The organism is Candidatus Parcubacteria bacterium (genome assembly GCA_021414235.1).
Taxonomy (GTDB): domain Bacteria; phylum Patescibacteriota; class Minisyncoccia; order Phycocordibacterales; family JAKFXT01; genus JAIOOV01.
Genome location: JAIOOV010000004.1, coordinates 325,912 through 339,756, shown reverse-complemented (window position 1 = coordinate 339,756; position 13,845 = coordinate 325,912). Strand labels below are relative to the sequence as shown.

Annotated in this window: 18 protein-coding genes; 9 read left to right on the top strand and 9 right to left on the bottom strand. The window is 55.0% G+C overall.

Annotated elements, in window-relative coordinates; genetic code table 11:
* Genes K8Q93_02785 through murA form a run of 3 tightly spaced genes read right to left on the bottom strand, consistent with a single transcriptional unit; the run spans window position 1 to window position 2,995 of the window.
* Window positions 1-675 (bottom strand): hypothetical protein, encoded by a 675-nt coding sequence (locus K8Q93_02785; GenBank protein ID MCE9644139.1) that lies wholly within the window; start codon window positions 673-675, stop codon window positions 1-3.
* 8 nt (window positions 676-683) lie between these two features.
* The gene (locus K8Q93_02780) at window positions 684-1,694 is read right to left on the bottom strand and encodes a rod shape-determining protein (GenBank protein ID MCE9644138.1); all 1,011 of its coding nucleotides are present in this window, start codon (window positions 1,692-1,694) and stop codon (window positions 684-686) included.
* Between the two features lie 2 nt (window positions 1,695-1,696).
* Window positions 1,697-2,995, bottom strand: a complete 1,299-nt coding sequence (murA, locus tag K8Q93_02775) for a UDP-N-acetylglucosamine 1-carboxyvinyltransferase (protein MCE9644137.1) — start codon at window positions 2,993-2,995, stop codon at window positions 1,697-1,699.
* 68 nt (window positions 2,996-3,063) lie between these two features.
* On the opposite strand from murA, the gene K8Q93_02770 reads away from it, so the two are divergent.
* The 4 genes from K8Q93_02770 (at window position 3,064) to fmt (ending at window position 7,513) form a co-directional block, all read left to right on the top strand.
* Window positions 3,064-3,855 (top strand): hypothetical protein, encoded by a 792-nt coding sequence (locus K8Q93_02770; protein ID MCE9644136.1) that lies wholly within the window; start codon window positions 3,064-3,066, stop codon window positions 3,853-3,855.
* Window positions 3,856-3,873: 18 nt separating this feature from the next.
* A complete protein-coding gene (locus K8Q93_02765; protein MCE9644135.1) occupies window positions 3,874-5,778 on the top strand; it encodes a hypothetical protein in 1,905 nt (634 codons plus the stop codon).
* A 333-nt stretch (window positions 5,779-6,111) separates the two neighbouring features.
* Entirely contained in the window at window positions 6,112-6,672 is a 561-nt protein-coding gene (def, locus tag K8Q93_02760) for a peptide deformylase (protein ID MCE9644134.1), read from the top strand.
* A complete protein-coding gene (gene fmt / locus K8Q93_02755; GenBank protein ID MCE9644133.1) occupies window positions 6,659-7,513 on the top strand; it encodes a methionyl-tRNA formyltransferase in 855 nt (284 codons plus the stop codon). The genes def and fmt overlap by 14 nt, the downstream gene beginning before the upstream one ends.
* A 41-nt stretch (window positions 7,514-7,554) precedes the next feature.
* Here the strand turns inward: fmt and K8Q93_02750 are convergent, their stop codons facing one another.
* The 4 genes from K8Q93_02750 to K8Q93_02735 form a co-directional block, all read right to left on the bottom strand.
* Window positions 7,555-8,136, bottom strand: coding sequence for a peptidylprolyl isomerase (locus K8Q93_02750; GenBank protein ID MCE9644132.1), 582 nt, complete (start codon window positions 8,134-8,136; stop codon window positions 7,555-7,557).
* A 122-nt stretch (window positions 8,137-8,258) separates the two neighbouring features.
* Window positions 8,259-8,627, bottom strand: coding sequence for a ribosome-associated translation inhibitor RaiA (raiA, locus tag K8Q93_02745; GenBank protein MCE9644131.1), 369 nt, complete (start codon window positions 8,625-8,627; stop codon window positions 8,259-8,261).
* A gap of 20 nt (window positions 8,628-8,647) precedes the next feature.
* Complete coding sequence (locus tag K8Q93_02740; protein ID MCE9644130.1) at window positions 8,648-8,875, bottom strand: DUF167 domain-containing protein; 228 nt, start codon at window positions 8,873-8,875, stop codon at window positions 8,648-8,650.
* A 1-nt stretch (window position 8,876) separates the two neighbouring features.
* Window positions 8,877-9,119 carry a glutathione S-transferase N-terminal domain-containing protein gene (locus K8Q93_02735; protein ID MCE9644129.1) on the bottom strand — a complete coding sequence of 81 codons (243 nt, stop codon included), beginning with the start codon at window positions 9,117-9,119 and terminating at the stop codon, window positions 8,877-8,879.
* Between the two features lie 187 nt (window positions 9,120-9,306).
* Here K8Q93_02735 and K8Q93_02730 point away from each other — a divergent pair, with 187 nt between their 5' ends.
* From K8Q93_02730 to K8Q93_02720, 3 genes are all read left to right on the top strand, one after another.
* Window positions 9,307-9,621 carry an HNH endonuclease gene (locus K8Q93_02730; GenBank protein MCE9644128.1) on the top strand — a complete coding sequence of 105 codons (315 nt, stop codon included), beginning with the start codon at window positions 9,307-9,309 and terminating at the stop codon, window positions 9,619-9,621.
* A 330-nt stretch (window positions 9,622-9,951) separates the two neighbouring features.
* Window positions 9,952-10,314: a DUF305 domain-containing protein gene (locus K8Q93_02725; GenBank protein MCE9644127.1), complete on the top strand. Its 363-nt coding sequence runs from the start codon at window positions 9,952-9,954 to the stop codon at window positions 10,312-10,314.
* 95 nt (window positions 10,315-10,409) lie between these two features.
* Window positions 10,410-10,982 carry a hypothetical protein gene (locus K8Q93_02720; GenBank protein ID MCE9644126.1) on the top strand — a complete coding sequence of 191 codons (573 nt, stop codon included), beginning with the start codon at window positions 10,410-10,412 and terminating at the stop codon, window positions 10,980-10,982.
* 12 nt (window positions 10,983-10,994) lie between these two features.
* On the opposite strand, the gene K8Q93_02715 is transcribed toward K8Q93_02720, so the two are convergent.
* Together K8Q93_02715 and K8Q93_02710 are read right to left on the bottom strand one after the other, a co-directional pair.
* Window positions 10,995-11,468, bottom strand: coding sequence for a pyridoxamine 5'-phosphate oxidase family protein (locus K8Q93_02715; GenBank protein MCE9644125.1), 474 nt, complete (start codon window positions 11,466-11,468; stop codon window positions 10,995-10,997).
* A gap of 60 nt (window positions 11,469-11,528) precedes the next feature.
* On the bottom strand, window positions 11,529-11,762 hold the full coding sequence (locus K8Q93_02710) for a hypothetical protein (protein MCE9644124.1): 234 nt from the start codon (window positions 11,760-11,762) through the stop codon (window positions 11,529-11,531).
* Window positions 11,763-12,069: 307 nt separating this feature from the next.
* Between K8Q93_02710 and K8Q93_02705 the strand changes: the two genes are divergently transcribed.
* Window positions 12,070-12,816, top strand: a complete 747-nt coding sequence (locus K8Q93_02705) for a hypothetical protein (protein MCE9644123.1) — start codon at window positions 12,070-12,072, stop codon at window positions 12,814-12,816.
* Window positions 12,817-12,955: 139 nt separating this feature from the next.
* Complete coding sequence (locus tag K8Q93_02700; protein MCE9644122.1) at window positions 12,956-13,801, top strand: L,D-transpeptidase family protein; 846 nt, start codon at window positions 12,956-12,958, stop codon at window positions 13,799-13,801.
* The last annotated feature ends 44 nt before the right edge of the window (window positions 13,802-13,845 follow it).

Sequence of the window (13,845 nt, the reverse complement as noted above, 5' to 3'; positions counted from 1 at the left end):
CTACTCCAGTTTCGGCAGCCGCAAAGACAGATACTCACCCAGCATCTTCACAGAAGGAGCTCGATCGAACGCATACTTCTTGAGTTCGAGAAGCTCCCTGAGGGGCTCTGCCCACTCAACAGGTATTTGCCCATCAAAGCGCGCTGCACAGACCTCCTCTATACCGATGAGAAGCGAGAGGAGATCGCTCTTCTTGCTCTCATTGTCGCTCTTCCCGATCTTCTCAATGACCTTGAGGCGCACAGCCACAGAAGCTGCGAGAAAGGCTTCAGCTTCTTTCTGTATGGAAGCCTCCACTCCAAGATCGAACCGAGCGAGACGCGAGCGTACCGTGGGTAATAGCACGGAAGCTGCGGGTACGATGATGAAAAAAGAAGTATCGGGCGTCGGCTCTTCCAGGGTCTTAAGGAGCGCATTCTGCGCCTCTAGTGTCGCGAAGAAGAAAGAGAGGATATATACGCGGCGACCGGTCACCGCACGGCGGCCCTGGGAGAGCATCAGGGTACGCGCGTCTTCGATGGAGAATGTTTCAAAGGATTGATCAGAAAAATCGGGATTACCTTGAGCAGAGATCCCGAGTTCGTCCTTGAGGACTTCAATCAATTTCGCATGCAGGACCTCGCGCTTCCCCGCCAGGAGATATGCATGATGGAGCGGCTCTGAGAGATACGCCATTTTAATGATTAACGCTTAACGGAGGCAGAACGCTTGTAGAGATTGAGGTGATCAAGCGCTACACCAGTACCCTTGGCCACACAGTAATAGGCCTCTTCCGCAAGCTTGGCTTTGACTCCAGTACGCCTAAAGACGAGTTCGGGCAGATTACGCAGCATAGAAGTGCCACCGGTCATGGTAATGCCGTGATCGATGATATCGGAAGCGAGCTCCGGCGGCGTCTCCTGGAGCACATCCTTGATAGCCTTCACGATTTCCTTCAGCTCTTTGTTGATAGCCTTCACGATCTCATTGGTGCGCACCTCTGCGGAACGCGGCAACCCAGTAACGAAATCCCGTCCCTTGATGGTCATGGAAAGTTCTTCTTCAAGCGCCACTGCCGAGCCTATGTTTATCTTAATATCCTCCGCGGTCTTCTCCCCGATGCCAAGATTAAAAGTCTTCTTGATGTAATCTGCGATAGCCGCGTCCATGCGGTTCCCCGCGCACTTCACCGAGGTGGAAGCCACGATGCCGCCAAGCGAGATGACCGCTACGTCGGTGGTGCCACCGCCAATATCCACGATCATGTGCCCGCGCGCTTCTTGGATAGGGATACCTGCGCCGAGCGCTGCCAAGATAGGCTCCTTGACCACATAGGCGCTCTTGGCGCCCGCCTTGAGCGCCGCTTCCACCACCGCGCGGCGCTCGGTCGAGGTCACACCGGCAGGCACCGAGATCATCACCTCCGGCTTCCACACATTCCACTTGCCGAGCGCTTTGCCCATGTAGTAGCGCAGCATGATCTCGGTCACCTTGTAGTTGGCGATGACGCCATCCTTCATGGGGCGATATGCAGTGATGTTGTCAGGCGTGCGTCCCACCATCTCCTTAGCTTCGATACCTACCGCGAGCACCTTGCCATCTTCCCCTACTGCCACCACGGAGGGCTCATTCAAAACGACACCTTCTCCCGGCATGAACACGAGCGTGTTAGCGGTGCCCAAGTCTATGCCGAGCTTCTGAGTAAAGATGCGCATGACTAGTCTGCGCGGACGCGTAAAATATTTGCACCGAGTAATGCGAGACGCTTCTCTATGGCTTCATAGCCGCGATCGATGTGATACACGTTGTTGACCAGGCTCTCGCCGCTCGCGATGAGGCCGGCGATGAGGAAGGCGAGACCCGCACGGATATCAGGTCCTTCAAGCTCGCGTCCGCGGAGCGGTGTGGGACCCTTGATGAGCGCGCGATGCGCATCCCAGATCTTGATATCCGCTCCCATAGCAACAAGGTCGGAAGTGAAGTTGAGACGCCCGTCCCAGATAGTCTCAAACACCAGACTCTCCCCTTTCACCTGGGTGAGATATACCACTGCTGGGGCCTGCAGGTCCGTGGGGAATCCCGGATACTCATGCGTCTTTATATTCACGCCCTTCCAGAGACTTGATTTGCCGACGTTATCCTTGATACGGATGGAATTCTTGGTGGTTTCTATGGGAACACCAGATTGGCGGAGAAGATGAATGACGCTCTCCAGATGCTCCGGGATACAATCCGTGATTTCCATGTTCTTGGCGGTGAGCGCTCCTAAGAAGAGGAAGCTGCCCGCCTCGATCCTATCCGGCATGACCTGCCACTCCTTCTTACTCTTCAAAAGTTCGCCACCTTCGACAGTAATGACCGGCGTACCCGCGCCAGTGATATGCGCTCCTCCTTGTATGAGAAAATCCGCAAGCTCGGCGATCTCCGGCTCCATGGCCGCGTTCTTGATCACCGTCTTACCCTGGGCGAGCACGCCCGCCATCATGAAGGTCTCTGTGCCGGTGACGCTCGGCATCGGGAAGAAGATGTCCGTGCCGCGCAATTTCTTCTTGCCCTTGGTGCTGATGCGGTAGCGATCGTTCTTCCACTCAACCGTAGCGCCCATTCTTTCGAAACCTGCGAGGAAAAAATCGATGGGGCGTGCGCCGATCACGTCACCTCCTGGATGCGGCAGCACTACTTCGCCAAAGCGTGCAAGGAGCGGCCCGGTGAGCACGATGGACGCACGGATGCGCGAAGCCATCTCCGGATTCACCGTGCCGCCCGCGACATTAGAGGTATCTACGCGATACACGCGACGATCGAGCCGCTCAGTAATCGCGCCTAAATCATCCAGAATGTCGGTGATGCGGCGCGTGTCCTCGATATCAGGGACGTTCCCGAGAGTGACGGGACCTTTAAAGAGGAGGGTTGCGGCGAAGAGCTTGATAGCAGCGTTCTTAGCTCCGCCTACGGAGATGCTGCCTTCCAATTTTTTCTTGCCGTTGAGCCCTCTAATGAGGAATTTCTCCTTCATACGAAGGCATGATAGCACATTTACAGAGTGCTCTTTTTCTGCGAGGATGGGTCTACTTAACTACCCGTATGAACTATAAAAGACTGATTCGCTATATCCCGCACGCCCTCATCCTCCTCGTCGTTCTAGGCCTCACCCTGGCGTATTTCCAAGGCTTCCGCCTCACCCGCTCAGGTATCGCCTACCCTGGAAGCATCACGCTAGAGGTGCCCCGCGCAGGTTCCCAGGTCTTCCTCGACCAGAAGGAGCTCCTGACTACCGCCACCTCGAGCGAGAAGGTGCTTCTCCAGGACCTTTCTGCGGGATCGCACACAGTCGTTGTCGGCCGCGACGGATACTGGCCCTGGCAGAAGACCGTCCGCGTCCCGAGCAAAGGAGAAGCTGTTGCTCGCTCCTTCAACGTCCCGCAGAACGCGAGCGGCCTCATCATCACCGACAAAGACCCGGAATATTGGACGACGGTGAATTCTATTAAAAGCGAGATACTGCCCTCTCCGGAGACCCGCCGCGTCTCGGAGGACAAGTCGGTGGCCATCTGGGTCGACGAGGAAGGAATCCACGCTGCCTGGCTTCTCGGAGAGAACCGCACGCCGTACTTCTTCTGCCCCGAGGGAGAGTGCACCGACCTCCTCACCGTGTATCGCCCCAAAGACGAGGTACGCTCTCTTGATTTCTATCCCGGACGCTCTGATGTAGTCATACTCGCCGCAAGCAACGGGGTCTACGCGCTCGAGATCGACCGCACCGGCACTCAGAACTTCCAGCCCATCTACAAAGGCTCTCTGCCTTCCTTCATCCTTTCCGAATACGGCACGCTCCTCATCGAGGACGGCGGGCACCTCTTCGAAGTCAGTCTCTAGGAAGTTTAAAAACCTTAGATGTACGTTATCTCCGTATGCATCATCGCGAGGGGCGTATTCAAGGACACTCTTTCGTATTTCTCTCTTAACGGCGATATCACCGTAGGCTCCCTCGTATCCGTACCGGTACGGAATCGCCTGGAGAACGCCATCGTGGTCGCCGTAGAGGAAGCCGCTCGGCTCAAAGCCTCCCTCAAGCAGGCGGATTTCTCCCTGCGCAAGCTTGAAGAGATCAAGGGCGAGCCGCTCTTCCTGCCGGAGTTCATGAAGGCCATTCAAAGCACCGCAGAATATTCTGCGGGCACCCCGGGAGGAACACTTGCCTCCTTCGTGCCAGGGGCCATCCTCGCCTCCAAAGAAGCGCTCGCTGCAGGTGCCGCAAGCGCACGCGATTCCCGCGCACGCCAGAGCAATCTCCCTGGAGAGCGCTTCGCCTTCCAAGCGGAGACGGAAGATCGTATCGCGGAGTACCGCGGGCTCATCCGGGAGCGCTTCGCCAAAGGAGAATCCGTATATCTCGCCTTCCCTACCGTAGGAGAAGCGGAGTACGCGCTCGAACTCCTAGAAAAAGGCATTCAGGAGTATGCCTTCGTCTTCCACAGCATGCTCCCCAAGAAAAAGTTGGTGGAGCTCTGGAAGAAAGCACTCTCTGAAAAGCATCCCATCCTCATCATGGGCACAGGTACGTTCCTCTCCATCCCTCGGCGCGACATCGGCCTCTACATCGTGGAGCAAGAGAGTTCCCGTTTCTACAAATCCAATTCCCGCCCATATGCGGACGTGCGCATCCTCGCAGAGAAACTGGCAGAAGAAAGCCGAGCCACCCTCATCTTCGGTGACACCGTACTGCGCACGGAGACGCTCTACCGACTAGAACAAGGGGAACTCTTAGATGCTTCCACCGCCCAGTGGCGCCAGCTCTCTGGAGCAGAGAGCATGATCGTGGATCTCCAGGGCAAAGGAGAAGAGCGCCGAGTCTTCAGCGTGCTCTCCCCTGAACTCGAGACACTCATCCGTGTCGGTCGCGAGCGCGAGGAGCGCACCTTCATTTTTGCCAATCGCCGCGGACTCTCTCCCCTCACACTCTGCCAGGACTGCAGCGCGGTGGTCACCTGTAATACCTGTAGCGCACCCATCACGCTCCATCGCACCAAGAGTGGCAACGTGTTCTTCTGCCATCGTTGCGGCGAAAAGCGCTCTGCGGAGGAGCGCTGTAAGCGCTGCACCAGCTGGAACCTGAAGACGCTCGGCATCGGATTAGACCTGGTAGAAGACGCCATCCGCGCAACTGACCCCAAGATTCCTCTTTTCCGCATCGACCGGGACAGCACCCTGAGTCACAAGCAGGGCAAAGCTACTGCAGAGAAATTTTACGCTACCCCTGGCTCCGTCCTCCTCGGTACGGAGATGGCCCTCTACTACCTTCACGAGAAGATCGAGAATACCGCCGCAGCGGCGATCGACAGCCTCTTCGCCATCCCCGACTTCCGTATGAGCGAGCGTATCTTCGGGCTTCTCCTTACGCTGCGCGGACTCGCAGAGAAACGCTTCCTGGTGCAGACGCGCAATATGGAGACGAGCGTGGTGAATCACGCTGCCTCCGGCAACATCGCCGATTTCTACAAAGAAGAGCTCTCCCGCCGTAAGATGTTCCACTACCCGCCCTTCAGTCTCTTGGTAAAGATCTCTGTCGAGGGAAAGAAAGAGAACGTGAACAAGCAGATGGATTGGCTCAAGGAGAATCTGAAAGATCTCGATCCTCTGGTCTTCCCTGCCCTTGTACGCACACCTACTGGCAATTACCTCCTCCACGCGCTCCTGACGCTCCCGCGAGAAACCTGGCCGAACAGAGAGGTTCTAGAGCGCCTCCGCGCCCTCCCTCCGAGCTTCAAAGTGAATGTGGAACCAGAGAATTCGTTGTAGTTGACAAGGAAATAGAGGTGTACTATCGTGCACTTCGGCTGGTGGGGAGAGCGTGCTCCTCTTGGCGGAACCCCCCCTCCGCTAGGATGTGTGACAGCCTCCCCGCCAGCCGACTTGTTCCTTTCCTTAAGAATTTAGATCCGCGACCCCCTTGCAGGAAGCGCAGGGAGGGGCGCGGCAGCGCGAGGGATCCGGCCCGAGGCCGACCGACCGAGGCATGGATCCCTCGCGCTCGTAACTACATTCTTGCTCCCTTTGCCCCGTCACGACTGACGGGGTTCTTCTTTTTCATACCTTCTGATTTCTCGTTTTTTCTGCTAGCCTAAGCCTCACATGATAAAGATCGTCCAGAAAGAGGACCCCGTACTCCGCAAGAAATCCGAAGAGATCCCGCTCTCCCATATCGGAAGCGCGACAATCAAGAAAACGCTTCGCGATATGCGCACAGCGCTCGAGAGCCGTGACGATGGTATTGCCATCGCTGCTCCCCAGATCGGCGTACCGCTCCGCATCTTCCTGGTGTCCCCTCGTGCCTTTGAGATTGAGGAGCATCGTCGTCGCACCAAGACTAAGACGACAGAAGATCCGGAAGCGGAAACCGCCGCCCTTCTCCCCAAAGTCTTCATCAATCCAGAGATACTCAAGGCTTCGAAGGATAAGCAGTGGCTGGAGGAAGGCTGCCTTTCCGTGCACCATATCTATGGCAAAGCACACCGCTCCAAGAAAGTGAGCGTCCGCGCTCTCGACGAGCACGGCAAGGCGTTCACCATGACCGGCAACACCCTCCTCTCCCAGATCTTCCAGCACGAGATCGATCACCTAAACGGCATCCTCTTCTCCGATCATGCCAAGGACCTCCACGATATCGATACCCTCCCCGATGAGCAGGAGTAACTATTCATTCGTCTTCTTCGGCACGCCCGAGCTCTCTGTACGGGTGCTCGAGGAGCTTGCCCGTGTCGGACTCGTACCTGAGCTCATCGTGACTTCTCCGGATAAGCCGCAAGGAAGAAAGCTGGTACTCACCCCACCCCCCGCCAAACGTTGGGCTGAGGCACACAGTATCCCTGTGATCCAGCCGAAGTCGCTTAAGACTGATGAGGACATCGGGGAGCTTTTAAAGAAACAGTACGATTTCTTTGTAGTCGCCGCGTACGGCAAGATCATCCCCGAGCGGCTAATCGACCTCCCGAAGAAAGGTGTCCTCAACGTGCACCCCTCTCTCCTTCCCAAATTCAGAGGCGCCTCCCCCATTAGGAGTCAGATACTTGCGGACGATCGCGATACCGGTGTCTCCATCATGCTCATCGACGCAGTCATGGATCACGGACCAATCGTGAGCCAGATACGCGTACCCTCTCCCTCCTGGCCGCCCTCCGCACTCGAGCTTGAAGAAACACTCGCCAGGGCAGGTGGCGCGGAGCTCGCCCGGGTCATCCCTCTTTGGATGAATGAGGAAATATCACCCAAGGAACAGGAGCATGATAAGGCGACCTTCACCGAGAAGATCGAGAAGGAGCAGGGACTACTCGATCTCTCTGCGGATGGCTACCAGAACTTTTTGAAGATCCAGGCCTACCGTGGCTGGCCGGGAACGTATTTTTTCCTCGATGGGAAGCGGATTGTCATTAAAGATGCGGTCTATGAGAATGGCGCTCTCCGCCTCACCCGTGTCGTACCAGAAGGAGGCAAGGAGATGGCGTACGAAGACTTCCTGCGAGGTACAGGGAAATAACAAAAACCCCGCGCCTATGGCGCGGGGTTTTTGTTTACTGACTACTTAATCGTCACGCTCTCAACGATGATGTCCTGGAGCGGCTGATCGAGCTGGTTGGTAGGAGTCACCGCGATTCGATCGACGATGTCCTGCCCTTTCACCACCTTACCGAAGGCCGTGTGCTTGCCGTCGAGCCACGGAGTCGCCTCAGCAGTGATGAGGAAGAACTGGCTGCCGTTGGTATTAGGACCGGCGTTCGCCATGGCGAGTATCCCTTTGACGAGCTTCACGTCGTTAATCTCGTCGGGGAAAGTGTAGCCCGGGCCACCAGTGCCCCAGCCGCCACGATTCGCCGTATCCTTAGAAAGCGGATCGCCGCCCTGGATCATGAAATCCTTAATGACACGATGGAAACGCGTGCCACTGTAGAAGCCGCTCGTAGCGAGCTTCACGAAATTCTGCACGGTCTGAGGGGCCTTGCTCGTAAGAAGCTCTACCTCGATCTCGCCTGCGGAGGTCTTTAAGACGGCCGTAGAGCCGGTGGCATAAGTATCTGGCGTCGAGGTAGCTACAGGAGTGTTTTCTTCAGAGGTAGTCACAATGGGGTTGTTAGTGAGCGGCTTCTCGGTGGTGGATTTCATGTAGACGAAGGTGCCCACCAGCGCGAGCGCTGCGATGATAAGAAGGGGTATCCAGACGATGTTTCCGCGTTGCATAGGGTTCGAATCAGTAACGAGTACGCTGGGATTATAGCCGAAGCCTCCTAGCGAGAGAAGGGGTTGCGCATGAAGTCCTTGAAGCGGCGGGCGGTGCGGCGGAAACGGGATTCCTGCTTGCCGCGATGGGAGCGGAGCATATGGAGCGCTTCGTCCTTAGCAACGTCAATCGCTGTATAGATATCCGCGCCTTCGGAAGCTGCGAAAACGTTCTTGCCAGCGATGTGGAGGTTGAATTCGGCACGGAAGACGTCTCCCGACTTGTGGTGCTCCGTGGTCCTAGCTACCTCCACATACAGATCTGCGCTGGTGTCTTCCGCAGGTATCAGCTTCTCCAGGCTCTGAGCCCGTTTGCCGATATAGTCTTCGAGCCGAGGGATAAGCTCCAGGTTCGTCGCTTTGATATGGAGGTTCATATTTTCATGATAGCACGCTCCTATTCTGACGCCTCTACAGAGAAAACCTTACTTCGTGAGCGGTGCCCGCTTATGAGACGCACCTTGCCGGAAGTCACCTTGAAATACCTCGCCACAAGGAGCAGGACTGCCCTGTTAGCCAAGTTCTGCAGAGCAGGCTCCCGCACAGAAGCGGCAAAGGTGTCCTTACTCTTGGCTTCAAAGGACTCCTTCTTCGCTCCAGGAATCACCTTAACTTTGACGTACATATTATTCGCCCTCCCCGTAGGTCTTCTCTAGGTAATCCGCGATATCCTCGGATTCGTACATCTCTATGCCCGTACCAGTATCTACGAGGTATGGCATCTGGCGCTTGCCGCCGCGAGCGATGAGTTCTGCTGAGAAAGCGGGGTCTGATACATTCCGCTCCTCAAATTCAAGCTCCAGCTCTTCAAGCTTATCAAGCACGACTCTGCAGTACTGGCATCCGGTCAGGGTGTAGAGGATTAGCATGGGAAAAGTATACCCTGTGGGATATTAGCCCGCATCCCAGGAGTATAGTAACTTTGCAATTAAGGCTAATTTGAGTAAAATGGCCGCATTCTCCCTGTCTTATGCGGGGGGAAGGAACGTTCCTCGGTAGCTCAGTGGTAGAGCAGCTCGCTGTGGGACATTCTTTTCTTGGTATACTCAAGTGTGTATGCCAGAAAAGAGAACCTATGCCGACCGTGCTGAATACCTTCGTGAAGCCGTTAAGAAGAGACGAAAACGTCTCCGACTCATGGCTCGCGAACATTTGGGCGGCAAATGCATGCTCTGCGGCTATAGTCGCTGTTTAGAAGCGCTCGATTTTCATCACAGAGATCCTAAGAAAAAGGACTTTGGACTTTCTGAGGGAGGTATTACCCGCTCTTGGGAGAAGACAAAGAAGGAGATCGAAAAATGCGCTTTGATTTGCGCCAATTGTCACAGAGAAGTGCATGCAGGCATTACGCAGCTTCCTAGAGCGATCTAGGTCGAAAACGAGGAGAATTGCTGGAACCCTTACTCCGAAAGGAGAGGCAATCAGCAGCCGAGTCTTGTTACAACAAGAAAGGTTCAGAGACTATTCCCTAGTGGAAGTAGCCCCTGCTAGTCAGGGTCGAAGCCCCTCGCATCCAGTTTGGATGATGATATAGTCCATCCCTTTTGGAAACATGAGGATAAATGTAACGAGTTGGTCGTAGGTTCGAATCCTACCCGGGGAGCAAGTCTGGAAAAGAGGCCACTAAAACGGCCTCTTTTCCTTTTTGGAAACAACAAGGTGCTAGATCCAATTCACGCCCTTTTGCTATAATCGTCAGATATGAACTCAACACTCATCACTGGAATTATTGCTCTTATCATCGGCTTCGGAGGCGGGTACTTGGTAGCTGACAATACGGCACCGGCGACATCTCACGTAATGCCAGATGGATCCTCGATGGCCGATGCGATGGCTGGCATGACTTCTGAACTTGAAGGCAAAACAGGTGATGACTTTGACAAGGCGTTTATTCAAGAAATGATTGTCCACCACGAAGGTGCCGTTGCAATGGCACTACAGGCACTCCAGCAGGCAAAGCACTCTGAAATCAAAGCGATGGCACAAGACATAATTGATGCACAGACGCGAGAGATTACCACTATGCGTGAATGGTTATGGTCGTGGTATAGCATCCAGCAATAAGGCCAGGAATGTAGACACAGGTGCTGTCAGCCACAAGAAGGACCTAACGATCTCCGCGAGCGCAAATAATTTTGCTTGCGTGGTAGTGTTATCGGATGAAAGAAACGCTCGCAGTGATTGCCGCCTTGATCGCCATAGCGGGCAATCTCCCCTATCTCCTGGATATCTTGAAGGGGCGCGTAAAGCCACATCCCTATACCTGGCTCATATGGAGCATCGTCTCCGGCACCGTCTTCTTCGGCATGCTCGCAAAGGGCGCGGGCATAGGGGCCCTCCCCGCAGCCGTATCGGAAATATTTACGATACTCATCTTCGGCCTCTCCCTCAGGTTCGGATTCAAGGGGATCACAAGAGCAGACACGCTCTTCCTCATAGTGGCGCTCGCCGGACTCATCCCCTGGGCGCTGACCAGCGACCCGACACTCTCTGTGGTCATCGCCGTCGCCATAGACCTAGTTGCGTTCATGCCGACGCTGCGGAAAGCCTGGGTTCACCCCTCCACGGAAACCCCTCTCCTGTACGGCTCGAACGTGCTGCGCCACACTCTCGCCCTCTTCTCTCTCCAGGCCTACAACATAGCGACCACCCTGCATTCCATCGCAATGATACTCGCCAACTCCGCGATGGTGGGGATCATGCTCGGACAGAGAGACGAGAAGATACGATGACGGCGCTACGATTCAGCGCAGGAGCGAAGGCTGTATCTCGCTGAAGACCTCTCCGCTTATAGTGAAATCGCCCCAGCGGATCCAGGTAGGCCGTATACGTACGATATCTGCTCCCGGCTTTCCAATCTTCGTCACCGGCGGATAGAAATCCTTCCCTGCGGTCAGCACCGCGATGAGATCAGCGACCTTATCCATATCAAGAGCGCTGAGCTTCTCCGCCACACCCTCTATCTGAAGCGTCTGCGGCCTGTCTTGCTCCGCAACCGTGAAGGCGACGCGCGGATTGGTCATGAGAGCAGCGTATTTCCTGCTTTCAGTCAGAGTAAGGAAGCATACGGAGAAATCATCGTCTGCTGCATAAAAAACCAGGCTGGCATGAGGATCACCCTCGGGAGAGACCGTGGCCAGGACACCTGCCATGTGATTCTTGAGGAATAGCAGCGCTTCCTCTCTCTTCCCTTTCTCTACAGGATCAGAAATAGACATGACTCCATGATAGCAGAACTGCCAGCAAGCAAAAGTTGCCTGCGCCACATAGAAGCCTTCCTATCGCGCCGCAATCCAGGTGATCACATCCCCCAGGAGGGTATTTTCAAAGAAACGCAGGACGATACTTGCAATGACGGCAGTGAGTATCGTCGAGCCGACCACGAAGCCTACCCCGTAAATCATCCCGTTGCGCAACACGCGCCATACTGAAGCCTGACTCTCTACCTGTTCATTGAGCTTCTCCAAATTATGGATGATGTGATCACGCTGCAATTCAGTGCCTTCGTTCATAGTGTAATTATATCATTCGGTAACTAACCGCCACTCAATATGATACATCCTCGGCGTGATCCACGGCACGGATTCCCGGCGCACACAAAAGAAAATCAAAAGCATACGACTGACACGCGCAACCACCTGAAGTGCCCTCCCCTACACTGACCGCCCTTGGGAGGGCGGTCAGTTTTCCTTCATGAAATGGGCCTGACGACCCTACGGAAGGTATCCACCACAGACAGGGTAAGACTTGACTTGAGGCGGCACTATTGAGTATAAAAAAGTTTGCTTTTGTTCTGACTGTACGCAATTAGGGGGTACTATGTACGGGCTTACCTTAGATTCGCTTGAGCATCTTTTGGTACCGGGATTACAGAGCCCAGCACTAGGAGACGATCCTCGGCACGAACTCGTAAGGACGATCCAGGCCTCGATGGAGGAGGTCGAACTACGACAAAGCTTATGGCACGAGGTGATCGAGGCCTGCCGGAGGATGAGGACTTTCACTATCGACGCTGATCCAAAATTCGAGCTCCGGCTCGATTACACCACCCACCAAGACAGATGGGGGCAAACGAAGCATGCGAAGATCTGTGTCGATGGAGTGCTCGCCTTCTACCTCTATTACGGGGAAAGGCACGTCCTGACTATCGGCTACTCCATCGCTCCTGGCAAAAAGGTGATGATCGGCAACGTACAGGCGCCGAAAGAGACCAAGGGGTGGGGCTTGCAGTTCCTACCTCGCGAACGCCTCGAGTACGTCATCACTCTGTTCCAGAAGACCTTCGATGGTTACGAGGTATACCTCGCGAACGGCGAAGACCTTGTGAAGCGGCTTATCCAGGATTACGAGCGCGAGCTACTGCAAGCAAGGGCCGACCTTGAACAAGCAGGATCGCCAGAGGAGAAAGAGACCGCGCGGCGATGGTGCGACGAGTTCGAAAAGTGCATCGCACAGATGGCCAATAACCGGGCTCGAATTGAAGAATTATACCGCAGGACGGGACGCTTCAAGCTCGGCGAGACACGTGAATTCCATAGTCTTAAATATCACCTCATAGAAGAGTGAGGGATTAAGCCTCGGAGGAGCCTCGCGCTCCGGCCGAGGTTTCTCTATTTTTCACAAACCATCAAGTAAGCAAACCTCTAGCTGTCCGTCTGCATAGATAAGACCGGGAGGATCCCAGATACCGAGAGAAATATCCGATATGAATCTTACGCCTACAACCAGATGGGTCGTCCTCGGTAGTGCCTTGCTGGCACTCATTGTTGTTGGTGCCTGGGCGATAAAAGGCAGCCCGAAGGAGGATCTTATATCCGCAGTCGCCCTCATCTCGGGTGGAAAGCAAGCCTCCACTACCTCAGAAGCAGTTCACTATCACTATATAGAAGTCACCAACGGCTGCGGTCCGTATTACGATACGGGAACCTGCGTCAACATGCGCTCTGGCCCTGGAACCAACTATCCCGTGATAGGACGCTTGCGCACCGGAGTGGTGCTGAAGGTAGAGGATACGACGATCCAGAAAGACCGCGCCTGGTACAAGATTATATTCGATGGAGAGATCCGCTATCCTGAGCGCGTAAAGGGAAACTGGTACGTCGCCGTAGACCCGACCTCCGTACAACCACTCGAGAACGTCGGGGACGAGGATCTGACTAAAGAGACCGCTTCGACCACCAAACGTATAGTGGTAGATATGTCTGAAGAGAAGCTCTACGCCTACGATGGCGATGTCCTCTTCATGGAAGAATCCATCTCTACCGGACACGATGCCACACCGACACCGGCAGGTACCTTCACCGTGTTCAGGAAGACTCCCAGCCGCTACATGCAAGGACCGATACCTGAAGTGAGCGATCAGTACTACGATCTTCCTGGCGTTCCGTGGAATCTCTACTTCACCGCAGGAGGCGCAGTCATCCACGGCGCGTACTGGCACGATCATTTCGGAGAAGAGTGGTCTCATGGCTGCGTCAATCTACCGCCCGCACAAGCCAAGAAGCTCTACTTATGGGCGGACCTCGGGACCAGCGTGACAGTGAGGAGATAACGTGCCTTTCAAATAACCCTGAGGAGCGCCATTTGCGAGCATCG